33 protein-coding genes are annotated in these 23,504 nt (G+C 36.8%); 21 read left to right on the plus strand and 12 right to left on the minus strand.

Annotation, left to right across the window (positions count from 1 at the left end; all coding sequences use genetic code 11):
- Nucleotides 1-299: 299 nt before the first annotated feature.
- Both MKY29_RS03525 and MKY29_RS03530 read left to right on the plus strand, forming a co-directional pair.
- Nucleotides 300-2,489, plus strand: coding sequence for a DNA topoisomerase III (locus MKY29_RS03525; protein ID WP_340879015.1), 2,190 nt, complete (start codon nt 300-302; stop codon nt 2,487-2,489).
- Between the two features lie 30 nt (nt 2,490-2,519).
- Nucleotides 2,520-2,654, plus strand: coding sequence for a hypothetical protein (locus tag MKY29_RS03530; protein ID WP_269915609.1), 135 nt, complete (start codon nt 2,520-2,522; stop codon nt 2,652-2,654).
- 233 nt (nt 2,655-2,887) lie between these two features.
- Here the strand turns inward: MKY29_RS03530 and MKY29_RS03535 are convergent, their stop codons facing one another.
- The 3 genes from MKY29_RS03535 to MKY29_RS03545 form a co-directional block, all read right to left on the minus strand.
- Nucleotides 2,888-3,505 (minus strand): DUF421 domain-containing protein, encoded by a 618-nt coding sequence (locus tag MKY29_RS03535; RefSeq protein WP_241595081.1) that lies wholly within the window; start codon nt 3,503-3,505, stop codon nt 2,888-2,890.
- Nucleotides 3,506-3,648: 143 nt separating this feature from the next.
- Nucleotides 3,649-3,813, minus strand: a complete 165-nt coding sequence (locus tag MKY29_RS03540) for a hypothetical protein (RefSeq protein WP_241595083.1) — start codon at nt 3,811-3,813, stop codon at nt 3,649-3,651.
- 135 nt (nt 3,814-3,948) lie between these two features.
- Entirely contained in the window at nt 3,949-4,164 is a 216-nt protein-coding gene (locus MKY29_RS03545; protein WP_340879016.1) for a hypothetical protein, read from the minus strand.
- A 173-nt stretch (nt 4,165-4,337) separates the two neighbouring features.
- Between MKY29_RS03545 and MKY29_RS03550 the strand changes: the two genes are divergently transcribed.
- The 11 genes from MKY29_RS03550 (at nt 4,338) to MKY29_RS03600 (ending at nt 12,360) form a co-directional block, all read left to right on the plus strand.
- Nucleotides 4,338-4,751 (plus strand): BlaI/MecI/CopY family transcriptional regulator, encoded by a 414-nt coding sequence (locus MKY29_RS03550; protein WP_090564599.1) that lies wholly within the window; start codon nt 4,338-4,340, stop codon nt 4,749-4,751.
- 3 nt (nt 4,752-4,754) lie between these two features.
- The gene (locus tag MKY29_RS03555; RefSeq protein WP_340879017.1) at nt 4,755-5,603 is read left to right on the plus strand and encodes a M56 family metallopeptidase; all 849 of its coding nucleotides are present in this window, start codon (nt 4,755-4,757) and stop codon (nt 5,601-5,603) included.
- Nucleotides 5,604-5,652: 49 nt separating this feature from the next.
- Entirely contained in the window at nt 5,653-6,303 is a 651-nt protein-coding gene (locus MKY29_RS03560; RefSeq protein ID WP_241595086.1) for a DsbA family protein, read from the plus strand.
- On the plus strand, nt 6,293-6,697 hold the full coding sequence (locus MKY29_RS03565; RefSeq protein WP_090564593.1) for a disulfide oxidoreductase: 405 nt from the start codon (nt 6,293-6,295) through the stop codon (nt 6,695-6,697). Before MKY29_RS03560 ends, MKY29_RS03565 begins: the two co-directional genes overlap by 11 nt.
- A 27-nt stretch (nt 6,698-6,724) precedes the next feature.
- Nucleotides 6,725-7,258, plus strand: coding sequence for a thiol-disulfide oxidoreductase ResA (resA, locus tag MKY29_RS03570; protein ID WP_340879018.1), 534 nt, complete (start codon nt 6,725-6,727; stop codon nt 7,256-7,258).
- A 215-nt stretch (nt 7,259-7,473) separates the two neighbouring features.
- The gene (locus MKY29_RS03575; protein WP_241595091.1) at nt 7,474-8,154 is read left to right on the plus strand and encodes a hypothetical protein; all 681 of its coding nucleotides are present in this window, start codon (nt 7,474-7,476) and stop codon (nt 8,152-8,154) included.
- A gap of 16 nt (nt 8,155-8,170) precedes the next feature.
- Entirely contained in the window at nt 8,171-8,653 is a 483-nt protein-coding gene (gene ybaK, locus MKY29_RS03580; protein ID WP_090564586.1) for a Cys-tRNA(Pro) deacylase, read from the plus strand.
- 89 nt (nt 8,654-8,742) lie between these two features.
- Nucleotides 8,743-9,390 carry a YczE/YyaS/YitT family protein gene (locus tag MKY29_RS03585; protein WP_093493724.1) on the plus strand — a complete coding sequence of 216 codons (648 nt, stop codon included), beginning with the start codon at nt 8,743-8,745 and terminating at the stop codon, nt 9,388-9,390.
- 78 nt (nt 9,391-9,468) lie between these two features.
- Nucleotides 9,469-10,530 (plus strand): hypothetical protein, encoded by a 1,062-nt coding sequence (locus MKY29_RS03590; protein ID WP_093493726.1) that lies wholly within the window; start codon nt 9,469-9,471, stop codon nt 10,528-10,530.
- A 141-nt stretch (nt 10,531-10,671) separates the two neighbouring features.
- Nucleotides 10,672-11,862, plus strand: a complete 1,191-nt coding sequence (locus MKY29_RS03595; RefSeq protein WP_241595093.1) for a glycine C-acetyltransferase — start codon at nt 10,672-10,674, stop codon at nt 11,860-11,862.
- A gap of 210 nt (nt 11,863-12,072) precedes the next feature.
- Nucleotides 12,073-12,360: a hypothetical protein gene (locus tag MKY29_RS03600; RefSeq protein WP_093493731.1), complete on the plus strand. Its 288-nt coding sequence runs from the start codon at nt 12,073-12,075 to the stop codon at nt 12,358-12,360.
- Here MKY29_RS03600 and MKY29_RS03605 read toward each other — a convergent pair.
- The gene (locus MKY29_RS03605) at nt 12,311-12,949 is read right to left on the minus strand and encodes a hypothetical protein (RefSeq protein ID WP_093493733.1); all 639 of its coding nucleotides are present in this window, start codon (nt 12,947-12,949) and stop codon (nt 12,311-12,313) included. The two genes, MKY29_RS03600 and MKY29_RS03605, sit on opposite strands and share 50 nt — an antisense overlap.
- Before the next feature lie 168 nt (nt 12,950-13,117).
- Here MKY29_RS03605 and MKY29_RS03610 point away from each other — a divergent pair, with 168 nt between their 5' ends.
- A complete protein-coding gene (locus MKY29_RS03610) occupies nt 13,118-14,077 on the plus strand; it encodes an L-threonine 3-dehydrogenase (protein ID WP_093493734.1) in 960 nt (319 codons plus the stop codon).
- Between the two features lie 16 nt (nt 14,078-14,093).
- Here MKY29_RS03610 and MKY29_RS03615 read toward each other — a convergent pair whose 3' ends face one another.
- The 5 genes from MKY29_RS03615 to MKY29_RS03635 all read right to left on the minus strand — a co-directional run bounded on the left by MKY29_RS03615 (nt 14,094) and on the right by MKY29_RS03635 (nt 17,882).
- Nucleotides 14,094-15,434 (minus strand): YjiH family protein, encoded by a 1,341-nt coding sequence (locus MKY29_RS03615; protein WP_241595095.1) that lies wholly within the window; start codon nt 15,432-15,434, stop codon nt 14,094-14,096.
- 110 nt (nt 15,435-15,544) lie between these two features.
- On the minus strand, nt 15,545-16,231 hold the full coding sequence (gene bshB2 / locus MKY29_RS03620; protein WP_093493738.1) for a bacillithiol biosynthesis deacetylase BshB2: 687 nt from the start codon (nt 16,229-16,231) through the stop codon (nt 15,545-15,547).
- Nucleotides 16,232-16,244: 13 nt separating this feature from the next.
- Nucleotides 16,245-16,595, minus strand: a complete 351-nt coding sequence (locus tag MKY29_RS03625; RefSeq protein ID WP_093493740.1) for a YojF family protein — start codon at nt 16,593-16,595, stop codon at nt 16,245-16,247.
- 126 nt (nt 16,596-16,721) lie between these two features.
- Nucleotides 16,722-17,555 (minus strand): bifunctional hydroxymethylpyrimidine kinase/phosphomethylpyrimidine kinase, encoded by an 834-nt coding sequence (gene thiD / locus MKY29_RS03630; RefSeq protein WP_090564568.1) that lies wholly within the window; start codon nt 17,553-17,555, stop codon nt 16,722-16,724.
- A gap of 69 nt (nt 17,556-17,624) precedes the next feature.
- Nucleotides 17,625-17,882: a hypothetical protein gene (locus tag MKY29_RS03635; RefSeq protein ID WP_093493743.1), complete on the minus strand. Its 258-nt coding sequence runs from the start codon at nt 17,880-17,882 to the stop codon at nt 17,625-17,627.
- Nucleotides 17,883-17,986: 104 nt separating this feature from the next.
- On the opposite strand from MKY29_RS03635, the gene MKY29_RS03640 reads away from it, so the two are divergent.
- From MKY29_RS03640 to MKY29_RS03660, 5 genes are read left to right on the plus strand one after another with little or no spacing between them, the layout of a single operon-like run.
- On the plus strand, nt 17,987-18,736 hold the full coding sequence (locus tag MKY29_RS03640) for a DUF4230 domain-containing protein (RefSeq protein ID WP_093493745.1): 750 nt from the start codon (nt 17,987-17,989) through the stop codon (nt 18,734-18,736).
- Nucleotides 18,737-18,743: 7 nt separating this feature from the next.
- Nucleotides 18,744-19,397 (plus strand): uracil-DNA glycosylase, encoded by a 654-nt coding sequence (locus MKY29_RS03645; protein ID WP_241595097.1) that lies wholly within the window; start codon nt 18,744-18,746, stop codon nt 19,395-19,397.
- A gap of 37 nt (nt 19,398-19,434) precedes the next feature.
- The gene (locus tag MKY29_RS03650; protein ID WP_340879020.1) at nt 19,435-19,614 is read left to right on the plus strand and encodes a uracil-DNA glycosylase; all 180 of its coding nucleotides are present in this window, start codon (nt 19,435-19,437) and stop codon (nt 19,612-19,614) included.
- A complete protein-coding gene (locus MKY29_RS03655) occupies nt 19,611-19,862 on the plus strand; it encodes a YwdI family protein (protein ID WP_093493748.1) in 252 nt (83 codons plus the stop codon). The genes MKY29_RS03650 and MKY29_RS03655 overlap by 4 nt, the downstream gene beginning before the upstream one ends.
- 19 nt (nt 19,863-19,881) lie before the next feature.
- On the plus strand, nt 19,882-20,262 hold the full coding sequence (locus MKY29_RS03660) for a DUF423 domain-containing protein (RefSeq protein ID WP_093493750.1): 381 nt from the start codon (nt 19,882-19,884) through the stop codon (nt 20,260-20,262).
- 134 nt (nt 20,263-20,396) lie between these two features.
- On the opposite strand, the gene gerQ is transcribed toward MKY29_RS03660, so the two are convergent.
- Together gerQ and MKY29_RS03670 are read right to left on the minus strand one after the other, a co-directional pair.
- A complete protein-coding gene (gerQ, locus tag MKY29_RS03665) occupies nt 20,397-20,735 on the minus strand; it encodes a spore coat protein GerQ (protein WP_090564554.1) in 339 nt (112 codons plus the stop codon).
- Nucleotides 20,736-20,753: 18 nt separating this feature from the next.
- Nucleotides 20,754-21,173, minus strand: coding sequence for a cell wall hydrolase (locus tag MKY29_RS03670; RefSeq protein WP_093493752.1), 420 nt, complete (start codon nt 21,171-21,173; stop codon nt 20,754-20,756).
- Between the two features lie 180 nt (nt 21,174-21,353).
- On the opposite strand from MKY29_RS03670, the gene MKY29_RS03675 reads away from it, so the two are divergent.
- A complete protein-coding gene (locus MKY29_RS03675) occupies nt 21,354-21,515 on the plus strand; it encodes a hypothetical protein (protein WP_340879021.1) in 162 nt (53 codons plus the stop codon).
- A 141-nt stretch (nt 21,516-21,656) separates the two neighbouring features.
- On the opposite strand, the gene hemQ is transcribed toward MKY29_RS03675, so the two are convergent.
- Nucleotides 21,657-22,406: a hydrogen peroxide-dependent heme synthase gene (gene hemQ / locus MKY29_RS03680; RefSeq protein WP_090564550.1), complete on the minus strand. Its 750-nt coding sequence runs from the start codon at nt 22,404-22,406 to the stop codon at nt 21,657-21,659.
- Nucleotides 22,407-22,557: 151 nt separating this feature from the next.
- On the opposite strand from hemQ, the gene pta reads away from it, so the two are divergent.
- The gene (pta, locus tag MKY29_RS03685) at nt 22,558-23,502 is read left to right on the plus strand and encodes a phosphate acetyltransferase (RefSeq protein WP_340879022.1); all 945 of its coding nucleotides are present in this window, start codon (nt 22,558-22,560) and stop codon (nt 23,500-23,502) included.
- Nucleotides 23,503-23,504: the final 2 nt, after the last annotated feature.

Genomic DNA, 23,504 nt, shown 5'->3' on the forward strand with positions numbered 1-23,504 from the left:
GAGAAAAAAGTAATGTTGTAGCGACGAAATGATGTAAATGTGACCGGTATTGGAGTTTCTAGAATAATTTATAGTGAATTGAGTATAAAAATAAACAAAAAATAGTGGCAAGTTAAGTAATCTATTATTCGTATGATAGAAAACACACACTAAATCGTAGTAGTAATTTGATGTGTAGATAAAACTATATTACCCTTGTAGCATATTAAAATAAGGTTGTAATGTTTTTTAGGACAAAACTGAACCAATATAAAACGTGTGATATATTTAGGGTAGGGATTTATGAAAGGATGTTATTAATGGCAAAACGTTTAGTGTTAGCAGAGAAACCATCTGTTGCACGTGATATTGCACGTGTACTTAAATGCGATAAAAAAGGAAATGGCTATTTAGAAGGCAAAGACTATATTGTTACTTGGGCTTTAGGGCATCTTGTAACCTTGGCAGATCCTGAGAGTTATGATGTGAAATATAAATCGTGGAATTTAGAAGATTTACCTATGCTACCCGATCACCTTAAACTTACAGTTATAAAACAATCAGGAAAGCAATTCAATGCAGTGAAATCTCAACTTACTCGTGGAGACGTTAATGAGATTATTATAGCAACTGACGCCGGTCGTGAGGGTGAATTAGTGGCGAGATGGATTATTGCAAAAGCAAAAGTAAATAAACCAATTAGACGACTATGGATATCATCTGTAACGGATAAAGCGATTAAAGATGGATTTACTAACTTAAAACCTGGTAAAGCATATGAAAACCTATACGCTTCAGCTGTAGCTCGCTCCGAGGCAGATTGGTATATTGGGTTAAATGCAAGTCGTGCATTAACTACAAAATTCAATGCGCAGCTAAACTGTGGAAGAGTACAAACTCCAGTCGTTGCTATTATTGCTAAGCGGGAAGAGGAGATTAAGCACTTCAAAGCACAAACTTATTACGGAATAGAAGCGCAAACTATTGATAAGTTAAAGCTTACTTGGCAAGATGCTCAAGGAAATAGCCGGAGCTTCGATAAAGAAAAAATTGATGCGATTGTAAAAAAACTAGGCAATGCTAATGCGACGGTGACGGAAATTGAAAGGAAACCAAAGAAAACATATTCACCTGGTCTATATGATCTAACGGAACTTCAGCGTGATGCCAATAAAATCTTTGGTTTTTCTGCAAAAGATACATTAAATATAATGCAAAAGCTGTATGAACAGCACAAAGTATTAACATATCCAAGAACAGATTCACGTTTCATCTCGACGGATATTGTTGGAACGCTTGCTGAACGTCTTAAAGCTTGTGGTATAGGGGAATATCGCTTGCTAACCAATAAGATTTTAAAGAGACCTATAAAAGCTTCGAAAACGTTTGTCGATGATAGCAAAGTCAGTGATCATCATGCGATTATTCCAACAGAAGGCTATGTAAATTTCTCAGCTTTTAATGATAAAGAACGCAAAATTTACGATTTAGTAGTAAAACGCTTCTTAGCAGTATTATTCCCGGCATTTGAATACGAGCAATTAACTCTTCGTGCAAAAATCAGTGATGAAAAATTCGTTGCTAGTGGGAAAACTATTTTATCAAGTGGTTGGAAAGAAGTATATGAAAATCGATTCGAAGACGATGATACTTCGGAAGACTTAAAAGAACAAATTCTACCTCGTATAGAAAAAGGGAATACTTTAAACGTAACATTAATTGCGCAGATTTCAGGACAAACAAAGCCACCTGCTCGTTTTAACGAAGCAACATTACTATCGGCAATGGAAAATCCGTCGAAGTTTATGGAAACACAAAATAAAAACCTTGCTGAAACATTGAAATCCACTGGTGGATTGGGTACTGTCGCAACACGTGCAGACATTATCGAAAAGTTATTTAATTCATTTTTAATGGAGAAAAAAGGAAAGGATATATACCTAACTTCAAAAGGAAAACAGCTGCTCGATTTAGTCCCGGAAGAATTAAAATCTCCTACACTTACAGCTAAGTGGGAGCAAAAGCTTGAAGCTATTGCTAATGGCAAACTGAAAAAAGAAGTATTTATATCGGAAATGAAAAACTACACAAAAGAAATCGTATCGGAGATTAAAGGTAGCGATAAAAAATACAAGCACGATAACATATCCACGAAATCTTGCCCAGATTGCGGAAAACTAATGCTTGAAGTAAACGGTAAAAAAGGCAAAATGCTTGTATGTCAGGATCGCGAATGTGGACATCGTAAAAATGTAGCCCGTGTTACCAACGCTCGATGCCCACAGTGTAAAAAGAAATTAGAACTTCGTGGGGAAGGAGAAGGTCAAATTTTCGTATGTAAATGTGGTCATCGAGAGAAATTATCTGCTTTTGAAGCGCGCCGTAAAAAAGAGGGTGGCGGTAAAGTAGATAAAAAATCTGTTCAGAAGTATTTGAAACAACAAGATAAAGAAGAAGAGCCGATTAATAATGCTTTTGCAGATTTATTAAAAGGGATGAAATTTGATTAGCTAGAATCTAAAAATGGATTGTGTCATTATTTGACCAATCCATTTTTAGATTCTTATTTTGCTTTATGCAGTATTCTTAATGGATTACTTGAAGATGACGGAGGAACTTGGGAACTTAATGCATTCGCCAAGATTCCATTATTGGCATTCTTATATATCGGATGATTGATTGAACTAGATGAGTTGAAGAAGTATTGAAGATTGAGGAAGAAAGTGCAGACTGCTATGAAAGCAAAAATCCAACTTAATAAGTTATCAACATTGTGGATAAGTTGTGGAAATATTCTAAAAATATTTGTAGAAAAAACAATTTTAAGACATAAAGTTCACCAAAAACGATGTTGGCAGTGGAAATTGATAAAACCTATTAAGCGCAGCTACAGTAAAATTTAAATGATTTATTGAAGATGCTCATCTATGTGTTGGGGATGTCCATTTTTTATTTCAGAAAAAATATTAGGAGCTGTATTGTTTGTTTGTGGACTTTTTTGAATGTTAATTTGGTTAAATTGAATTAAAACAGTGTCTAAAGTGTTTTGAATTTTTTCGATATCTTCCTTTGTTGCAAACTTCTTTTTTTCGACTAGAGAATATCCTAATTGACCACTGGGTTCTAGAGTTGCCCACTGTACATCAGAAATTTTTTCTATTCCGTTTTGTCGTAATCTCATTTCAAGCTTGTCAACAGTGAGTCGCATCTTATATAAATTTTTCTCTTTTAGTTTTCCATTTTCAATAATGATTTTTGACTTGCCTGTGAAAAATGTCTCTGTAAAGTCCCATTTTGTCTGGATAAATTCGATAACTATTAAAGTTATTACGAGAATGGCTGCAAGAAAAAAAGTAGTCCAAACACTTTTATTTGCAATGGGTTGTATTAAGAGTGTCCCGATTGAAATCATAATAACAGTTTGTGATATTGTCATTTGAGAAATCGATCTTCTTCCAGAAAAACGTATTAGCAGTATACCAACAACAATAATTAGAATTGATTTCCATATTAAATTAAAGTCCATATTTCATATCCCTCTATTATTTTTTAAAGTATTAGTATGTTCCTTTTTGCAAAGCATAAATATGTAAATGTCTGATTTATGAAGATATTCAGGCTAATTATTAAAATTACACATCTTCTTGTTTAGAAAAAGATGTTGTATTATCAAGTATGTTTTAACGGAGTATCTAATTCAAAGTCGATTTTTAAAAGTAGTAATGCACCTTTCAAGAGTTCAATATCAATAAGGATTTGCTCTTTAATTAGGAAGTTAGGGCATTTGTAATAATCTTCTACTAAACGTTTAATTTCATGAACAACTAATTCCATAGGTACTTTCTCCTTTTGGTAGTTCTATTTTTATAATGAACCATAACAGAGTTATTTAAATTTAGTGGCTTTGAAAAGCTGAAAAAGACATCATAAATCGATTAAAGAACATCTCAATATATAAGAAGACCTTTTTCAAGGTCTAATGAGTTTTAATTCGCTATTCACATGTTCACGAACAAGTAGTAATTCAATTACATCTTGCGCTGAATAAGAATATGAAGAATGCTCAGGTACAAGTTCGTTGAATTGTCTAACAATGTCATTCAGAGTTTCAACATAAAAATCATTTAAGGTTAATTCAAATTTAGTCAAAGTGTTCACCTTCTTCTTTTTTGGAAGTATGAACATTTCAGGTGAAATTTATTCAATAGCAATTGGGAGCAGTGAATAATCGGAGTAATCGACAGGCTTACCAGACTGCGTTCGGCTCTAGTTAACTTGGAACAACAGTATTTCTTGAATAAAATACTTCCATTCGAGAAACATTTGCACTACAATGAGTAATGTGAGGTGATAAATTGATGTTGATTAGAAAGTTTAAAATTAATGAAAGTGGATTAAACCGCTTTTTTGGCCCTCTAGAAGCTAAAATTATGGATATTCTCTGGAATGACGTAGAAATGACGATAAAGGATGTTCAGCAAGTTTTAGATAAGGAAAAGATGACTAACTTTAATACAGTGATGACGGTTATGAACCGCTTAGTTGAAAAAGGAATTCTTGAAAAGCGGGCAGAAGGTAGGTCATCTCTTTATAAGCCTGTTCAGTCAAGAGTTGAATTTTTGAGTCAGCAGTCAAAAGAAATGACAAATGAATTAATGGATGAGTTCGGGAATGTCGTTGTCAGTCATATGTTAGACGCGCTAGAAGATGTAGATGATGATTTAGTTGCTAAGCTCGAGCAAAAAATTAAAGAATTGAAAAAGGATATGTAGTGTATGTCTAAACGTCAATCTTCATTTATATTTTTCTTGTCACTTGCCATCTCAGGAACGATTTTTATTCAAATGGCTTTATATGTCCTGTCTATGTTGGCTGGTTGGAACGTCAAATTTAATATTGTGGTAGTTTGTCATAGCTGGTTGAAGGGAATCGGACTGTCTTCACTTGAATATGCACTTGATGCACTCGTAATCTATACGCTGTTGCTCACCATTTGGCAAATAAGTTCTCAATTTTTCTATTCTTCACGATTGAAAAGACATTTTGAACGATATAAAGATAATTTGCTCACGAACAATATGAACCAAACACATAGTAGCGGGGAAAAAGATATCATTATCGTATCGAATCCTGCGCCAATAGCTATAACCATGGGATTCGTAAAGCCCCAAATTGTTATATCAACAGGATTGATAAGCATACTAACGGATGATGAGTTAAAAGCTGTCATTTCTCACGAGATATATCATAAGAACAATCGTGATCCTTTAAAAATATTTATACTTTCACTTTGTGGATCCACAATTGGATACATCCCGATTCTAAAGTGGTTCAATCATCAGTATAGAATTATTAAGGAAGTATTAGCAGATGAATTTGCTATTAATAAACAGGAGACATCTGTGAACTTAGGTAGTGCATTATTGAAGATGTTGAAAGTTGGCAAGCAAGAAAAAATGTCATTTGCATATGCATCATTTGCGGATACATCTGTAAATTACCGGATTGAGTATATATTAGATCCATTAAAGGATGTTCGGTGGCAGGTTCCATTAAAAAAAGCATTTTTGTCATTAGCCATATTTGTTTTGATATGTGCATTTTTTATTTACGCTCTTGCGTAAATTTTTATCACTTTACACTACATAATGTAGTTTTAATTCAAAAAGAGGAGTGTTTTATTTGTCTAAGAAAATATTTTGGTTCATCGGTGTTTTGGCAGTATGCCTGATTGCTATAGTCATGTTAACGAATGCTAAAGAAGACTCAGTAGTAATAGATTACGAGGGGCAACCATTTCTAGGAGAAGAGTCTGCACCAGTTGAGATAGTTGAATTTGGTGATTATAAATGTCCGCACTGTGGAGAATTTAATAGCACACTCCTGCCGATGATTAACGAGGAATTAGTAGAAACAGGTAAAGCAAAATTTTACTTTATGAATTATTCGTTTATCGCTGCAGATTCGACTACGTCAGCACAATTTGCGGAATCGGTTTATCAAGAACTAGGTAACGAGAAATTCTGGGAGTTCCATCATCTTCTATTCGAAAATCAAACGAACGAGTCAGGTCAAGAGAATTTAATGTCAGATGAGTTTTTGAGTGCGGTTTTAGCAGAAGTTGCAACTCAGGAAGAGGTTGAAAAAGTGAGGCTTGCCTTCAGTGAAGGAAAAGCAAAGGATGCCTGGGATAAAGATATGAGTACAGCAAATAATCTGGGTGTCAATTCGACGCCAACAATTTATATTGGTGGTAAAGAATTTACTGGACAAACCATGGATGATTTTGTGGAAATGGTAGATGAGTCAAAAGATGGTAAATAAACCACTTCTCTTAGCATGGATAACGTCAATTATAGCGATGTTAGGTAGCTTATTTTTTAGTGAACGGATGGGATTTATACCATGTACGCTCTGCTGGTATCAGCGAATTTTGATGTATCCACTTGTCATTTTCTTAGGTATCGCTTTTTACCAGAATGACGGAAAGATTTATAAGTATATTCTTCCGCTGTCAGTGATTGGGATGCTAGTATCAAGTTATCATTATGCACTGCAAAAAATTCCTTCTTTAAGTGAGTTCAGTGCATGTACAAACGGAGTTCCATGTTCAGGACAATATATCAATTGGTTTGGTTTTGTAACAATTCCATTTTTGGCATTCATTGCATTTACATTTATAACAGGAATGATGCTAGTGCTGTGGAAACGCAATTAAGTCATTAAAGAAGGGGTAGCCATAACGATGGATAAAAAGAAAAAGCGCTTCTATATGCGTACAATTATTTTAGCTTTAATGGTAGTGGCGATTGTTTTTACTATTTATACAAATTTAACGAAGGAGAAAACCGCGTTAATACAGGTAGGGGATGATGCTCCAGATTTTGCCCTTGTGGATATGAATGGAGAAAAACATCAACTATCCGATTATAAAGGTAAAGGAGTCTTCCTAAATTTTTGGGGAACCTGGTGTAAACCATGCGAACGAGAATTTCCACTTATGGATAAACATTATCAAGTATATAAAGACCAGGGACTAGAAATATTGGCGGTAAATATAGGAGAGTCTGATTTTGCGGTTCAAAAATTTATAGATCGTAAAGGATTAACTTTTCCAGTACTAATCGATGACAAAAAAAGTGTGATGGAAACTTACAAAATTAATCCTTTACCAACCACCTTACTTATCAACCCAAATGGTAAAATAGAGAAAGTCATCACAGGGGAAATGAGTGAAGAAATGATTAAGGATTATATGGAACAAATTATTCCTATCTAATTCGAACGAGAAATCTAAATATATTAGAATAAGCCTCCGAAAGAGCGACTTCGGAGGCTTATTTTTATAGAACTAAAGACCTAAAGTCGGCAAATTTTACCAAAAAAATATTTGAGTCTTTGTGCATATCCATTCTATGACAAAAGTAAGATTGAATATTTTGCGAAAGTGGTAAAATGTTAAGAAGGACAATTATATGGAAAGAGGTGGAAAAGATGACGTTAGTAAGAGCAACTGGTAATGGCACTTCCAATACAATAGCAGAGATAGAGCAACGAAAGCGTGCTTTTCAACGAAAAGATGTAGGACAAACTTATCGCAAAAACGCTGAGTTTTATCAGCCTAAAAAAAATCCAGCCTTAGATGAGTTAGAGGAATTATTACTTGGGAATAAGGAAAAAGAAAATGATTCTCCTGAAGTAAGTGCAGCTGTTAAAGAATTTCAGCAACTTGAAAAAAATAAAAGTATGCTAGATATTAAAGGCCCTTCTATGCCTGTACAAACAATTGGTGGACCAACACCCGAGAAAACGATTGAACTATTGGAAGAAGTTCGAAGTGCAGCTCTTGCTTCTGATGAACCGTCTCCAAATGAGTTGCGAGTGGCAGCTAGTGCTACTGCGAAAATTCAGACAGTCCAATCACAAATCTCATTAAACCAAGAAGCCACTAGACAGGTTGAGGTTGAAGCTAAGAGGCAAAGAGAAAATGAGGCAGCGGTATCCAATCGTTCTGTTCAATCCGACTTTCAATCTCCTAAAATACCGAGAGAAAATTTGGAGAATCTGCAGAAGAGAAGATTTAAAGAACAAGCTATTGCGAAATACTCACTTCAAGTACACATGAAAAAGTATGGTTTCACTGACCAACAGCCAAGTTTCTTCCTTATAGCTTAAGAAGGAGCATTCGAACATGAGCAAAAAACAAAAAACAAATGCAGTTCGGAAATTAGAGCAACAGAAAATTACGTTCGAATTAATTGAATACGAGCTCACTGGAGATCAAGTAGACGGGGTAACTGTAGCGGATAAAATAGGCTATCCCGTTTTTGTTGTGTATAAAACATTACTTGTTACTGCTGGAACTAATAAGCATTTTGTTTGTATTATTCCTGTACATAAGGAGTTGAATTTAAAAGAAGTAGCTCAAGCAGTCGGTGAGAAAAAAGTAGAGCTTTTGTCGTTAAAAGAATTGTTACCGACCACTGGGTATATTAGAGGTGGATGCTCCCCGATTGGTATGAAGAAACTATTTCCAACATGGATAGACACAAGCGCAGAGAGCCTTGATTTTATACTTGTTAGTGGTGGGAAAATCGGTCTTCAGATAAAACTAAGCGTCAAAGATTTACTTCAACTCACGAATGGACGAATTGCAACAATAATTAAAATGTAATCGTTTCTTTAAAACATCGTTATAATTGACCTACTATATACTGGAGACTTTATATGTAGTTTTCAGAAACGGGAAGTAGGTGAAATAAAATGAAGCAATTAGTTTGGCGTTGGATATTTTTTGTTGCCGGAGTCACAACGATGGCTTTGGGAATTTCGATGACCATTAAAGGACAGCAATTTGGAATTGGACCATGGGATGTATTTCATGTTGGTTTATATAATCATCTTGGTTTAACTATTGGCACCTGGGCAATTTTGACAGGTATTATCATTGTGTTAATCACGATGATTGGAACAAAGAAATTTCCACAGCTTGGAACATGGTTAAATATTCTTTTTATAGGGTCCTTTATTGATGTGTTTAACTGGCTATTGCCTGAGATTACAAGTTACATAGGTCAACTGATTATATTTGTTATTGGAATTGCTATAACGGCAGTAGGTGTTGGGGTTTATGTGTCTCCGAACGTAGGAGCAGGTCCACGCGACTCTCTTATGCTCCTACTTATGGCGAAAACGGGCTGGAGTATTAAAAAGGTGCGAACTGGTATTGAAATAATTGTTGCACTTGCGGGCTGGGCACTTGGTGGTCCCGTGGGAATCGGTACTATTATTATTGCTTTACTGCTAGGGCAGATTGTTCACTATTCATTGCCATTATCTCAAAAACTATTATTTAAGATTTGCGGTTATACATTGCCGTATATGAAGAAGAGTGTGGAAAATCAATCCTGATTTTCCGCACTCTTTTTCATATTTCACCCGGGCAGTGCATATAGTATTTCTTGAAGGAATGATAGGGAGGATGAAGCTATGAACGGAATAATTACTCATTATATGGGAAGGTCATATACTGGACAAGGTGTAAAAAGCTTTTACAAAGAAATTATTCAAGAAGCGAACAAAGTATATTTCTTTAAAGGACCCACTACCTATCGATTGACGGATATATTTAAGGAAATAGGCTATAATGCCGTACGCCGAGGTAAAAATATGGAGTGGTTTTATGATCCAATGCATGAAGACCTGTTGGAGGGGTTATATATTAATGAAACTAAAACCCTTTACTTACAAGCTGACACCGTAGATCCCACTTATTATGGGGCTGGGCATGAATGGGTGCCGTATTATGAAGCCTATAATGATAGGAAACTCCGCGACATTGGTCCAATAGTAAAAGAAAAACAGATTAGTAATGATGTATGGTTAACAAAAGGGCTTCAAGCATTGTCCCGTGCAAAAAAGATACACGATGAATGGGAACAGCTTATCCAGGTAGCTATCAGCTGGGATGGGATTACAGCACTGCTTGAAGATTGTACAAAGAATAATATCGGTAATATTCAACTCCAAAAGAATCCGAAGGTAACACATCGTTTAATGGGATCGCTAACTCCGCTTGGGGCAAAGGATACACTAGAGTCAATCTCAAAAAATTTAAAAACCAGATTGTATATAAAAGGGTTACCAGGTAGTGGGAAATCTTCTTTCATGAAGAAGTTTGGGGAAGAGGCTAAATTACATGGTTTAGATGTTCGGTATATTTGGTGTGGCCTTGATGCTAATAGTGTAGACGGGGTAGTACTTCCGCAACTCCAGTTATGTGTGGTAGATGCTACAAGCCCTCATATATACGAACCAGAGCGAGATGGAGACGAAATTATAGATTTCTTCCCACATATCGATCAAACAAAGCTAAATGAGGATAAAATATTAGAAGTGAGAAATCGTTATTCAAACGAAATGGAACTTGCTCAAGATTATCTATGCACATATGCTGGAGAATCGAAAATGATCAAGATGCTTTATGATTCAGCCATTGAAGAAGATAAATGGAGTGAGTTGCAGGAAAAAATGCTTGAAACGATAAGGTAAATATAGAGATTTTAACAGGATGTAGCAAATGCGAAGCCCCATGACAAATGTCTGTGGGGCTTTTAGTGTCAGCTTTATTTTCCTCAATCCTGTTAGCGTGGTAAGATAGAGTAGAATATTACCCGCGAAAGGATGAGGAACATGTCTCATGTATTAAATAATTTTATATCCGAAAACTTAAATGATTTAAAAAGCCAAGGTTTATATAACGAAATCGACCCTGTAGAAGGTCCAAACGGAGCGAAAATCAGTGTAAAAGGTTCTGAGCTCATTAACCTATCTTCTAATAACTATTTAGGTCTTGCAACAAATCCAGAACTTAAACAAATTGCCAAAGAAGCAGTGGACAAGTATGGAGTTGGGGCAGGAGCAGTTCGTACGATCAACGGGACGCTGGATCTTCATGTGAAGTTAGAGCAAAAGCTAGCTGAATTCAAAGGAACAGAAGCTGCAATTTCGTATCAATCAGGCTTCAACTGTAATATGGCAGCGATTTCTGCTGTGATGGATAAAAACGATGCAATACTATCAGACCAACTAAACCATGCATCTATTATTGATGGTTGCCGTCTATCACGTGCGAAAATAATACCGTTTAATCACTCTGATATGGATGATTTACGTGCAAAAGCGAAGGCTGCAACTGAATCTGGGCAATACAACAAAGTAATGGTTATTACGGATGGTGTTTTCTCCATGGATGGAGATATTGCAAAGCTTCCAGAAATCGTAGCAATTGCAAAAGAATTTGATCTAATTACTTATGTAGACGATGCTCATGGTTCAGGTGTGACTGGTAAAGGAAAAGGAACTGTTAAACATTTTGGTTTAGAAAAAGAAATTGACTTCCAAATTGGTACCCTTTCCAAAGCAATAGGTGTCGTAGGAGGATACGTTGCAGGTAAAAAGGATTTAATCGACTGGTTAAAGGTTCGTTCGCGTCCATTTTTATTCTCCACAGCGCTACCACCTGGTGATGTAGCCGCCATAACGTCAGCAGTTCAAATGATCATTGATTCTACAGAATTACACGATAAACTTTGGGAAAACGGTGACTACCTAAAAGCTGGTTTATCGAAACTAGGCTTTGACATCGGTGCATCTGAAACACCGATAACTCCTTGTATCATCGGGGACGAAAAATTAACTCAGGTATTCTCAAAACGACTATTCGAAGAAGGCGTTTACGCAAAATCTATTGTCTTCCCAACTGTACCAAAAGGAACTGGCCGCGTCCGCAACATGCCGACTGCAGCCCATACAAAAGAAATGCTAGATGAAGCCATCGCTGTTTATGAAAAAGTTGGTAAAGAACTTGGGGTAATTAAATAATAATAATAATAATAATAAGTAGCTATCAAGTAAAAACTTGATAGCTACTTTTTTGTGGAAGACTATTATAAATATACCTGTGAACACGATTTCCGTTTCAAGTGACACGTTACGCGGGAAGGTCTAGCCACCTCAGGTCAACAGGATGTTGCCACAAGAGGTGGTGCTCTTAGCTTTCTTTGAATCATTCACTGTGGGGGGGCAGGTTTATTGAGTAAGTTACCATTAATTACGAAGATGAAGGTTGAACGAAGTGAGGTTCATCGAAAAGTAGAATTCCAGGTTATTGCAACTTTGGAGAATGGAATGGAACATATTTTAATAACAATTTTTCTCGATGGTGCTTATGAAGATTTGTACCTATTCCATATAGTCGGTAGCACACAGAAGAACTTAATTATAGAAAAAAATAGTGAAAAAACGCTGATAGTTTTCAGCGTTTTTTTGTTTAGTTTGCATACTCTTTTTCCATCCATTCAAACGAATAAAAAAGATTAAACTTCTGAATTCCACTAGCCAAGTGAATACACTGCTCAGTGGCTATACGAAAACCGCTCAAATCTCTTTTTTCCAGAGCGATAATTGCATCTATTGCATAGGGCATCCAACCAACTGGCAACTTCCCCTTTAAAGAATGAGCTTCTTCAAAATTCCCTTTCCGAGCTTCGGCATATGCAATGTAGTATGTATGAAGTGGTTCTTTACTTATTTGTTTAGCGCGTTGTTCAAACAGTGATACATTATTTTCAAATAAAGCTAAATTTGTTTTATATACCTCTTGCATATATGGTTGTTTGTACTTCGATAAAATAAGTTGAATGGAAGAGATTATTTCTTCACGATCGCCGTTCTTTACCGCAAGTGGGTATGCAAATAGAGGCTTCTGTTTATTTTTCTCCAAAAAGCGCTTAATCTTTTTCAGATTGTTAGATTTATAAATCGTATACATTTGAGGTAAAACAAGTAATACAACGTATACAACTATAATTACTATATAAATTAACCAAAATGGTAGGTTTAAAAATAGCAAAGCTACAGTTAGTACAACTCCGAAAATAAATATGTATATAAGTGGTAATAGTCTCATATCATTCTCTCCTTTATTTTATTATAACAAAACTCCCTAAACTGAGGTATTGTATTTAGTGAATGAACATTGTATAATAATTCTCATGAAAGACTAGTCATATCAATGGTTTGAAGGATAATAATGTACTTCTCAAAAATACATTTGTTTTTGAAAGGGAGAATTTTCATGAAAAAAATTATGGTTACTGGAGCTTTAGGTCAAATTGGTTCAGAGTTAATAACCAAATTGCGAAAAGAATATGGCTCGGAAAATGTATTAGCAACAGATATTAGACATATAGCTTCCCCTGTATCGGAAAGTGGTCCTTTTGAAATTTTGGATGTGACAGACGGAGAAAAAATGCATCAGCTCGCAAAGGATTTTAAAGCTGATACGATGATTCATATGGCAGCTCTATTATCAGCAACAGCGGAGGCAAAACCTTTACTTGCCTGGAATTTGAACATGGGTGGGTTAGTGAATGCATTAGAAGCCTCAAGAGAGCTAGGCTTACAGTTCTTTACTCCAAGCTCTATAGGAGCATTTGGTCCATCTACACCTAAGAGGAATACTCCACAGGATACATTACAGCGTCCAACAACCATGTATGGTGTGAACAAAGTATCTGGTGAACTACTATGTGATTACTATTTTAACAAGTTTGGCTTAGATACACGTGGAGTACGTTTCCCAGGGCTAATTTCCAATGAAACTTTACCAGGTGGCGGAACAACTGATTATGCAGTGGATATCTACTATAAAGCAATACAAGATGGAGTATATACATCATATATTGCAGCTGGAACATATATGGATATGATGTATATGCCTGATGCATTACAGGCGATTGTAGACTTAATGGAAGCAGACGGAAGCAAACTAATACACCGTAATGCGTTCAATGTAACAGCAATGAGCTTTGAACCTGAGGGAATTGCAGCATCAATAAGAAAAGAAATACCTACATTCGCCATGAACTATGAGGTGGATCCAATTCGTCAAGCAATAGCAAACAGCTGGCCAGATTCGATTGATGCAACAGCTGCGAAGGAAGAGTGGGGCTTTTCGTTTAAATACGATTTAGATGCAATGACAAAGGATATGTTAACTAAACTAGCAACAAAAAAAACAGCGGACCTTCTATAAGGTTCGCTGTTTTTATTTAAAACAATATATGTGCTACTACAGCAATGATTGGGAATGCAATAAGCGTACGTAGTAAGAAAATAACGATTAAATCTTTAATATTAACCGGAATTTTCGAGCCTAATAACAATCCGCCTACTTCTGACATATAGATCAATTGTGTTACGGACATTGTAGCGATAAAGAAACGAGTCATTTCCGATTCAATAGACGCACCAAGTATTGATGGTAGGAACATATCTGCAAAACCAACAACCATAGTTTGAGCTGCTGCAGCTGCTTCTGGAATTCCGAAAAGCATAAGCAAAGGTTCAAATGGTTTGCCTAAAATAGCAAATACCGAAGTATATTCTGCAAGCATTAATGCAATTGTACCGAATGCAAGCACCACAGGTGCAACCCCGATATACATATCCACCACGTTTTTTATACCATCAACGAAAAACTTACTAATCGAGCGGTTTTTATTGGCTGTATTTAATGCATTTTCTAAACCATGTGTAACAGCATTATAATTTTCAGGGAACTTTTCTGCTTCTAAGTCAAGTGGACGTCCATCAATATGTACGTCCTCTTTTCCAGCAAGTGGATAAATTCTTGGCATGATAAACGCAAGAACTATACCACAAAGTAGAACAGTTAAATAATACGGAAGGAAGTATTTACCCAAACCTACTTGATCTAATACAACAATACAGAACGTAATTGAAACTACAGAGAAGGTAGAACCAATAATTGCTGCTTCTTTCTTCGTGTAATAGCCTTCTTCATACTGTCTACTCGTAAGCAAAACACCGATTGTACCATCTCCAACCCATGACGTAAGAGCGTCAACTGCGGAACGGCCAGGTAATTTAAATAACGGACGCATAATTCTCACCATCATAGTACCAAAGAACTCCAGTAATCCGAAGTTTAATAGAAGAGGTAGCAACAATCCTGCGAATAAGAAAATGGTAAATAAGAAGGACACTAATCCAGTTGGACTTAATAACATTCCACCTGTATTTTCACTCCAAATTGCTTCTGGGCCAATTTCCCAAATGATTAAGATGGAAAACACTGCTCCAACAATCCGTGTTACTGTCCAAAAAGGAGTTACTTTAAACAAGTTATTGATAAAGGTTTCTTCTTTAGGTTTGAATAGAAAAATTGTCGAACCAACTGCAGCGATTAAAAGTGTTATCAAAGCAAGCCATTGTACAACAGGCTCAAGTACTGTTGAAAGAATACTCGCAAGCCAAGCTATCGGTATTTTAAATCCACCATCAAATGGTAGAGGAATCATAAAAAGTATAACACCCGCTATAGACGGGAGTAAGAACAATAGCCATGTGGATAAGGAAAACTTTTTCATGAAACAGACCAACTTTCTATATTTGAATATTTATTCATGTAGTGTAATGATGACGCTTACAAATAATAATTCAAATACAGAGATAAGTCTATAGTTATCGAAAAGTTTTTTTATTCGAAATCTTTGGAGAAATCATAGGTGTAAAAACGTTCAAAGTTTAGCCAGTTCTCTGCTTCGGTTTCCCCATCTGCTAGACGTTTATCCATTTCCTCTAACATCCATGCAGTTTGTGAAATATGGGCACGCATAGAGCCCATTTTTTGGACTGCTGCTTCTTTTATATTATGAACAATATCTGGTTCTCCTAGAACTTCCTTAGAATCATTAGAGAATGCTAGTGCATAAATCGTCGGTCGTTGCTCTTCTGGCATACGTCGTACCGCACGAACCATTGCACGTCCGGTCGCATCATGATCGGGATGTACTGCATAATTAGGATAAAATGTAATAATAAGTGAAGGGTTCGTATCAGATATTAGATTTTGCATCATCTCGACCATTTTTTCATCGTCTTCAAACTCTATCGTTTTATCACGTAATCCCATCATACGAAGGTCTGTCAAACCCATTGCCTTAGCTGATGCAAGTAATTCTTCTTTACGTATCTGAGGCAATGTTTCACGTGTGGCAAACGGAGGGTTTCCTAAATTTCTTCCCATTTCTCCTAGGGTTAAGCAAGCGTATGTAACCGGAATTCCTTGATTAATATAAGTAGCAATTGTACCTGATACTCCAAATGCTTCATCATCTGGGTGAGGGAATACAACTAGTACATGTCGTTCCATTGGTAATGTCATTTATTTGTCCTCCTTAATAAGTAAATGGTGTTTTACTAATTTGTAATGCAACCGCTAATTTTCCACTTTGGTCATGACCGGCCATCAGTAATCGACCGTGTTCATCTAGCTCGAAATGGGTAATTCCTTGCGCATAAACCCAACCATGAGGTAGCTTCAAACCTATACGATGTGGAGCTTCTCCAGCTATTTTTCCAAGTTCATAACGAATCATTACATTTCGAATAAATGCTCCTGCATTAAAAACATTCTCGTTAAAATGGGCAGCATATGCACCATTAGTCGTTTCTAAATGTATATATACATCTTCGTTTGCAAAGTTATTTAAAAGCTCTTGCAAGCGATCTACTTGAACAATTTCCATTCATATTGCCTCCTAACATACTGTCTGCTACTAGTATAATGAAAAAAACTATATGAAGCGAATGATTGAATTTAACATAAAAAAACTCGTAAGTCATAGATGACCTTACGAGTTAATAACAGCGTATTAAACAGTTGTGGTAGTTACTTCTGGTGCACCAAATTTACCTTTAGCACCATGTAGGACTGGACCAACGTATTGATTCAACTTCCACCCATGAGCGATGGCTGCCGAAACAAATTCCTTCGCTTCAAAAACTGAATCGGCAACAGATAAGCCATTAGCTAAGTTTGCAGTTATTGCTGCGGCAAACGTACAACCAGCACCGTGATTATAAGTAGTCTCAGTTTTTTCTGTTTCTAAAAGTGTATGGGTTTGACCATCGAAGAATAGATCAACAGCTTTTTCATGTTTTAACTGTTTTCCTCCTTTGATGACTACATTTTTAGCACCAAGTGCGTGAATTTTTTCGGCAGCTGCTTTCATATCCTCGATTGTTTTCAAAGCTCCAATTCCGGACAGTTGTCCAGCTTCAAATAGGTTAGGAGTAACTACTAATGCGCGTGGAAGTAAGAACGTAATCATTGCATCCACTGTTCCAGGGTTTAGTACTTCATCCTCGCCTTTACATACCATTACAGGGTCAATAACTACACTTTGAACTCCTGCTTCTTCTATAATGTTCCCTGCAGTTTCTATAATATCTTCTGTACTTAACATTCCAGTTTTAATAGCATCAACGTTTGTAGACAATGCGGTTTTTGCTTGGCGTTTAATCTCGTCTACTGGCAATGAAAATACTCCGTGGCTCCAACCGTTATCGGGATCCATAGTAGCAACAACTGTTAAAACGTTCATGCCGTATGTACCGTGTTCTTGGAAAGTTTTTAAATCTGCTTGAATTCCGGCTCCACCAGAAGTATCGGAACCAGCTATTGTAAGTGTTTTTTTGATAGACATTGGACTTTTCTCCTTTTTCTATACTGCTTATAATTATTTTATTGTATCAGATTTTGTCGGATATTTACATTATGGAATCTTGGGAGCTGTCCAAAGCTTATATAAAACAAATAGACAGACGAGAACTACAATACCTGTTAATAGAGAACCGACAATAATATCATTTATCCATAATGAAACAGATAAAAAAATTAAAAATGCTATTACTAGGATGAATACAAAAACAAAACATCCCATTCCAATGTTTTTAGCGCCTTCTGACAACATATTCTTACTTGCTGCTTTTTCAATTTGTTTTAACTTCTCTCGATAGTGAAAATCTGCCATATGAAAAATCTCCTTTTATTCATCGTATCATGGTAGATTAGTTGTTAATAGCGAAACTTTTCGCTATTGTAAACATAATAGAAACAGAGGAAAAGAGGGATGGTATGCGAAAAGAGGACAAGATTCGTGAAATGGAAAAGCTTTTGAAGGAGTTAAAAGCGCAAGATGAGACAGCTGCAACTATTGCGGAAAGTCCTTCCCGTAAAGGTATTAACTTTTGGAAGATGCCCCGTGTTTTATATAAATTTGGCTCGAAGTCCTTTCTACTCATTGGGCTTCTCATTCTCTTATTAGTAGCGGCACTTCCATTTGCAGCCTTTTGGGCTATTAAAGGAAGTACGTTCACCGAAAGTAAAGGATCATTCGTCGAACAAGTACAAGCTTTGAATGAGTTGTCTACAGCACAGGCATATACCAAAGTAATTATTGAAAGACAAGATAATGCAGTATTTGGAAAAGAGATTGGGATTGATTTACCTGGAACGAAAAGACAGCTCCTTGTAGTTGTACCAGGAACTGTCAAAGCTGGCGTCGATTTTTCACAGGTAACCGAATCAGATATAGTAGTAAATGATGAGAATAAGACGGCCAAGTTAACATTGCCACATCCAGAATTTTTAGGTGGACCAGAGATTTTATTTGACCAGGTTGAAGTATTCTCATATGAAGGGTTATTCCGCGAAAAAGCGGATATCGAGGAAGCATATGAACTTGCAGAGACTGCAAAAGAGATGATGATTGAAGAAACAACTGGACAGGGGATTTTACAATTAGCAGAAGACAATGCTGCTAAGTCGGTGAAAGAAATGTTCCAGTTAGTAGATTATGAAGTAGAAGTGGATTTTAAGGAGTGACATGGACATGCCTAGTTGGAAAGATGTGTTAAGAGAGGAACAGGAGAAGCCTTATTATAAAAAGCTACAGTTATTTTTAGATAAGGAATATGCTACTCAAACAATTTTTCCTGCACGTAACGAAATTGGCAGTGCATTTAAGATTACAGCCTATGATAACGTTAAGGTAGTGATTTTGGGTCAAGATCCGTACCATGGGAATGGCCAAGCCCATGGAATGAGTTTTTCAGTGAAGCCAGGTGTCCGCATACCGCCGAGCTTAAGGAATATGCTGAAGGAACTAGAGGATGATTTAGGCTGCCCTTTTCCAACTAATGGATATTTAGAGAAGTGGGCGAAGCAAGGTGTTCTGCTATTAAACACAGTGTTAACTGTTCGAACTGGAGCAGCGAATTCACATAAAGGTATGGGCTGGGAAACGTATACAGATGCTGTCATTCAAAAGCTTTCTGATCGTCAAAAGCCTATTATTTTCGTTTTATGGGGCAAGCCCGCACAGTCCAAAATAAAACTAATAGATACCGAGAAACATATGATTATAACAGCACCACATCCTAGCCCGCTAAGTGCGCATCGAGGATTTTTTGGGAGTAAGCCATATTCCAGGATTAATGTCCAATTAGCAGCATGGGGTGAGCAACCCATCGATTTTTGCCTATAAATATGCTACGATAGTCAGTGGAAAGTGGGGGAGGACATTGCCTGTAAATTGTTTCAAATGTCGACACTTTTTTACGACATGGGATGCGCGAAATCCTCGTGGATGTAAAGCATATGGATTTAAAACAAAGGAACTTCCCTCTGTAATAGTTAAGCGTTCTTCGGGTATGGAATGCTTGAAATTTGAACCAAAGCAAGTGGAGGGTCATAGACGATGATTTCTAATGAGCAACTTTTAATGCAAATAGATAAACATCTAAAGTACGCAAAAAATAATGGAACTGAACAATCTGTCAGAGAATCGCTTGTGGCAATCAAGGCGCTATGTGATGCTGGTTTAGAAGGTCAAATTCCGTCACAAGCTCCTATTACTAGAAGTGTACAGACGTCTTCAGCTATTCTACCTACACAACCAGTCGCTTTAAAAGAAGAAGATGCAAATGGGGATTCCCTATTCGATTTCTAAGAGAAAGAAGGAGAAATTTGTGCAATTTTTTATTATAGCAGGTGCTATTAATGGATTTTTATCTGTTGCTCTTGGAGCATTTGGAGCTCATCTATTAGAAGGCAAGGTGGCCGACAAATATTTGGCGACATGGGATACAGCAGTTCAGTATCAGATGTTCCATTCGTTAGCTTTAATAGCTATAGGTATATTGATGAGCAGTAAAGTGCTTGGCCCACTCTCTACTTTGAATACTGCAGGGTATTTAATACTTGCAGGAATTGTTATTTTCTCTGGTAGCTTATATGTTTTGAGTTTAACGGGAATTAGTGTTTTAGGTGCAATAACGCCAATTGGTGGAGTAGCATTTTTAGCAGGATGGATTATGCTCATAGTAGCTGCAGTGAAATACGCAAACTAGTTGGAAAGTCGAATCTCACGTGGGTTCGGCTTTTTTATTTTGAGAAAAAGCTTAGGTGGTGCGAGTTTCATCTAGAATTGTGGAGCACTCAATCATAAAAAAGCTTATTCGCAAATACGAATAAGCTCTAGGCATCATGTGAAATAATTAATCTCTTCATCAAATGTTACATAGTCTAAGTAAATCATAAGCATTAAGTATCGTTTACCATTTGGATCACTAATAATGACATGATCTCGACCAGCTGCTTCCACATAGCCGGTAATTACTAAATTATTTCTTTCTCGGTTGTTCTCGAACGTAAAATAGAATGTACCTAACTTGCCTCTGTTCGCTCTTAAAATATTTTCAATATAAGATTCTTCCTGTTGTCTAGTAGCTGCAGGTAATTGTACGCTAGGTGGGGTCATCGGTTGTTGCATCTGCTGTTGCTGTTGGGGAAAACCTCCAGGGTGCCAATAATATTGAACCATTCATACATCCTTTCTGAATTAAATTTCAGGACAATCTGCGGTAGAAGGAGAGTAAAAGCAATGCGATTTGAAACGGCCAGTATTCCATTGGTTATACCACTGAGCTGGGCATTCACCAGGCGGTTCAAAAAACCACAAAGAACGGGTTGCAGGATGAAAACGTTCACCATTAATAACTCTTTGGGCAAGCCTTTTATCTTGCTCACGTGCACGTTGATAGAAGTACGATTTCTGTGTTGCCTCAAATCCTCCGGGGCTTTGAAAAACCATTTCCTCTAGCGTACGTATATTTTTGAAATCTAGGCAGGCAGCACGAACTCTATTTACTCCTACGTTTCCAACCATAAGCATGCCGAGCTCGCCTTCACCTTCCGCTTCTGCTCGCATCAGCCGTGCAAGTAATTCCATTTGCTTCGTGTTGGATTTGACGACTGCCATTGCATCACCTCCTACCCATACACTATGCATCCAGCTAGAAAATGATGAACAAAGATTGTCTAAAAATAGCGAGCGTTTTTCCGTTTAATGGATTTTTGAAACTATAGGGGATTACACAAGACTTAGAGGGCCACAAACACAACTATATTCCGATAAAAGGAGTTTACTTTGTTTGAGTATATGGCAAAAGCTTGCTTACTTGCTTTCAATACCTTTTTACTTGCTCTAGTGCTTGAATTACTTGCTCTGACTCAACGTTTACTTGCGGATAGGGGAATATTGGAAGTAGATTGTGAAGAAAATGAAAAAAAGAAGCCCGTTCCTCTCTCAACAGAAACCTAGATTTGCCGTTGATTGTAGCGAAGAGCGGACGCTTTCTTTGTGCACGCCTTCAGCCGCAACCCCTACGAATCCAGTATTCACAGGACATCTTTATATACTTTCTAATCTAAAAAAAGACTGCATAGCTGCAGCCTTTTCCTACTAAATATTAAAGAATGTAGAGCGCTTTTCACCGGCAAGAATAGTACCTGTGAAGAATGATCCGAATTCTGCATAACGAGCACTTACTTCATCAAAACGCATTTCGTATATTAACTTTTTAAATTGAAGAACATCGTCTGAGAATAGTGTTACGCCCCATTCAAAATCGTCAAAGCCAACTGAACCAGAAATTATTTGTTTCACTTTTCCTGCGTAGCTGCGACCGATTAAACCATGGCTTCGCATTAAATCTTTACGCTCTTGCATTGGTAGCATATACCAGTTGTCATCTCCATCACGGCGCTTGTCCATTGGATAGAAGCAAATATATTGAGAACGTTGAAGCTCTGGGTATAAACGTGCGCGTACATGTGGATTTTGATATGGATCTTCGTTAGATTCACCTGCTAGGTAATTAGACAATTCTACTACTGAAACGTATGAATAAGCAGGAATTGTGAAGTCCGCTATTGTCAATTTGTTAAATCTTGCTTCCAATTCTTGAAGCTCATCCATTGTTGGACGTAATGTCATTAACATAAAATCTGCTTTTTGCCCAACAATTGTGTAAAAAGCATGAGCTCCCGTTTTTGCATCATCAGCAAGTTGCATTTCATCCAAAAATGCTACGAACTCTTCTGTAGCTTGTTTGCGTAGTTCAGGATCTACTTGTTTCCAAGATGCCCAGTCCATTTGGCGGAAATCATGTAATACGTACCAACCATCTAATGTAATTGCTGCTTCATTCATTATTTATGACACTCCTTTAAGTTAAATAATCGCATATTCAGTGTATCATATACATTCGAACTTTTCTTCTAATGACACGGCTTTGACATGACAATCTGTGACAAACTCGTGTATGCTTGAAGTAACAAAAATGAGCGTAGGAGGAGAAAAAATGGCGGATTTTTTTCAAGAAATAAAAGAAAAATTAAGGGATGCCAATTTATCTATTATATTACCTGAGGGAAATGATGAGCGAATTATTACGGCAGCTCTGAAATTGCAGGAAGAAGGTATCATTCATCCCATTATTATTGGAAATAAAGAAGAGATCCCTTCTGTTCTAACCGTTATTAATCCCCAAAATTATGAAGAAATGGACAAGCTTGTCTCTGCATTCGTAGAACGTCGTAAAGGTAAAGTGACAGAAGAACAAGCGCGTGAAATTTTAAAAGACGTCAATTATTTTGGAACAATGTTAGTTTATATGGAGCAAGCAAATGGATTGGTTAGTGGAGCAGCACATACAACTGCTGAAACAGTACGCCCTGCATTACAGATTATTAAAACAAAGCCAGGAATCTCGAAAACAAGTGGAGCGTTCATCATGGTGAAAGATGATGTTCGATATGTATTCGCTGATTGTGCAATTACTATTGCACCAACTAGTGAAGACTTAGCGGAAATAGCAGTTGAAAGTGCTAAAACAGCTGCAGCCTTTGGAATAAAACCAAAAGTCGCAATGTTATCTTTTTCTACAAAAGGCTCTGCCCAATCGGTGGAAACAGAAAAGGTAGTGGGAGCTACTGAATTAGCAAAACAGATGGATCCAGGTATTATAATAGAGGGAGAGCTACAATTCGACGCGAGTATTGTTCCAGCAATAGCAGCAAAAAAAGCTCCAGATGCAGTAGTAAAAGGGGATGCAACGGTATTTGTATTTCCTTCATTAGAGGCAGGGAATATTGGTTATAAAATTGCACAGCGTTTAGGTGGATTTGAAGCAATTGGGCCTATTTTACAGGGATTGAATGCACCAGTAAATGATTTATCACGAGGATGTTCTGCAGATGATGTATATAAACTAGCTTATATTACAGCTGCACAAGCACTTATTTGAGG

Source organism: Psychrobacillus sp. FSL K6-2365, from assembly GCF_038003165.1.
Lineage (GTDB): Bacteria > Bacillota > Bacilli > Bacillales_A > Planococcaceae > Psychrobacillus > Psychrobacillus psychrodurans.

What these genes read in the sequence shown, in the direction of transcription:
- MKY29_RS03525 (WP_340879015.1), top strand. Translation starts at nt 300, where the DNA reads ATGGCAAAACGTTTAGTGTTAGCAGAGAAACCATCTGTTGCACGTGAT.
- MKY29_RS03535 (WP_241595081.1), bottom strand. Translation starts at nt 3,505, where the DNA reads ATGGACTTTAATTTAATATGGAAATCAATTCTAATTATTGTTGTTGGT.
- MKY29_RS03540 (WP_241595083.1), bottom strand. Translation starts at nt 3,813, where the DNA reads ATGGAATTAGTTGTTCATGAAATTAAACGTTTAGTAGAAGATTATTAC.
- MKY29_RS03545 (WP_340879016.1), bottom strand. Translation starts at nt 4,164, where the DNA reads ATGTTCATACTTCCAAAAAAGAAGAAGGTGAACACTTTGACTAAATTT.
- MKY29_RS03550 (WP_090564599.1), top strand. Translation starts at nt 4,338, where the DNA reads ATGTTGATTAGAAAGTTTAAAATTAATGAAAGTGGATTAAACCGCTTT.
- MKY29_RS03555 (WP_340879017.1), top strand. Translation starts at nt 4,755, where the DNA reads ATGTCTAAACGTCAATCTTCATTTATATTTTTCTTGTCACTTGCCATC.
- MKY29_RS03565 (WP_090564593.1), top strand. Translation starts at nt 6,293, where the DNA reads ATGGTAAATAAACCACTTCTCTTAGCATGGATAACGTCAATTATAGCG.
- resA (WP_340879018.1), top strand. Translation starts at nt 6,725, where the DNA reads ATGGATAAAAAGAAAAAGCGCTTCTATATGCGTACAATTATTTTAGCT.
- MKY29_RS03575 (WP_241595091.1), top strand. Translation starts at nt 7,474, where the DNA reads ATGACGTTAGTAAGAGCAACTGGTAATGGCACTTCCAATACAATAGCA.
- ybaK (WP_090564586.1), top strand. Translation starts at nt 8,171, where the DNA reads ATGAGCAAAAAACAAAAAACAAATGCAGTTCGGAAATTAGAGCAACAG.
- MKY29_RS03585 (WP_093493724.1), top strand. Translation starts at nt 8,743, where the DNA reads ATGAAGCAATTAGTTTGGCGTTGGATATTTTTTGTTGCCGGAGTCACA.
- MKY29_RS03590 (WP_093493726.1), top strand. Translation starts at nt 9,469, where the DNA reads ATGAACGGAATAATTACTCATTATATGGGAAGGTCATATACTGGACAA.
- MKY29_RS03595 (WP_241595093.1), top strand. Translation starts at nt 10,672, where the DNA reads ATGTCTCATGTATTAAATAATTTTATATCCGAAAACTTAAATGATTTA.
- MKY29_RS03605 (WP_093493733.1), bottom strand. Translation starts at nt 12,949, where the DNA reads ATGAGACTATTACCACTTATATACATATTTATTTTCGGAGTTGTACTA.
- MKY29_RS03610 (WP_093493734.1), top strand. Translation starts at nt 13,118, where the DNA reads ATGAAAAAAATTATGGTTACTGGAGCTTTAGGTCAAATTGGTTCAGAG.
- MKY29_RS03615 (WP_241595095.1), bottom strand. Translation starts at nt 15,434, where the DNA reads ATGAAAAAGTTTTCCTTATCCACATGGCTATTGTTCTTACTCCCGTCT.
- bshB2 (WP_093493738.1), bottom strand. Translation starts at nt 16,231, where the DNA reads ATGACATTACCAATGGAACGACATGTACTAGTTGTATTCCCTCACCCA.
- MKY29_RS03625 (WP_093493740.1), bottom strand. Translation starts at nt 16,595, where the DNA reads ATGGAAATTGTTCAAGTAGATCGCTTGCAAGAGCTTTTAAATAACTTT.
- thiD (WP_090564568.1), bottom strand. Translation starts at nt 17,555, where the DNA reads ATGTCTATCAAAAAAACACTTACAATAGCTGGTTCCGATACTTCTGGT.
- MKY29_RS03635 (WP_093493743.1), bottom strand. Translation starts at nt 17,882, where the DNA reads ATGGCAGATTTTCACTATCGAGAGAAGTTAAAACAAATTGAAAAAGCA.
- MKY29_RS03640 (WP_093493745.1), top strand. Translation starts at nt 17,987, where the DNA reads ATGCGAAAAGAGGACAAGATTCGTGAAATGGAAAAGCTTTTGAAGGAG.
- MKY29_RS03645 (WP_241595097.1), top strand. Translation starts at nt 18,744, where the DNA reads ATGCCTAGTTGGAAAGATGTGTTAAGAGAGGAACAGGAGAAGCCTTAT.
- MKY29_RS03655 (WP_093493748.1), top strand. Translation starts at nt 19,611, where the DNA reads ATGATTTCTAATGAGCAACTTTTAATGCAAATAGATAAACATCTAAAG.
- gerQ (WP_090564554.1), bottom strand. Translation starts at nt 20,735, where the DNA reads ATGGTTCAATATTATTGGCACCCTGGAGGTTTTCCCCAACAGCAACAG.
- MKY29_RS03670 (WP_093493752.1), bottom strand. Translation starts at nt 21,173, where the DNA reads ATGGCAGTCGTCAAATCCAACACGAAGCAAATGGAATTACTTGCACGG.
- MKY29_RS03675 (WP_340879021.1), top strand. Translation starts at nt 21,354, where the DNA reads ATGGCAAAAGCTTGCTTACTTGCTTTCAATACCTTTTTACTTGCTCTA.
- hemQ (WP_090564550.1), bottom strand. Translation starts at nt 22,406, where the DNA reads ATGAATGAAGCAGCAATTACATTAGATGGTTGGTACGTATTACATGAT.
- pta (WP_340879022.1), top strand. Translation starts at nt 22,558, where the DNA reads ATGGCGGATTTTTTTCAAGAAATAAAAGAAAAATTAAGGGATGCCAAT.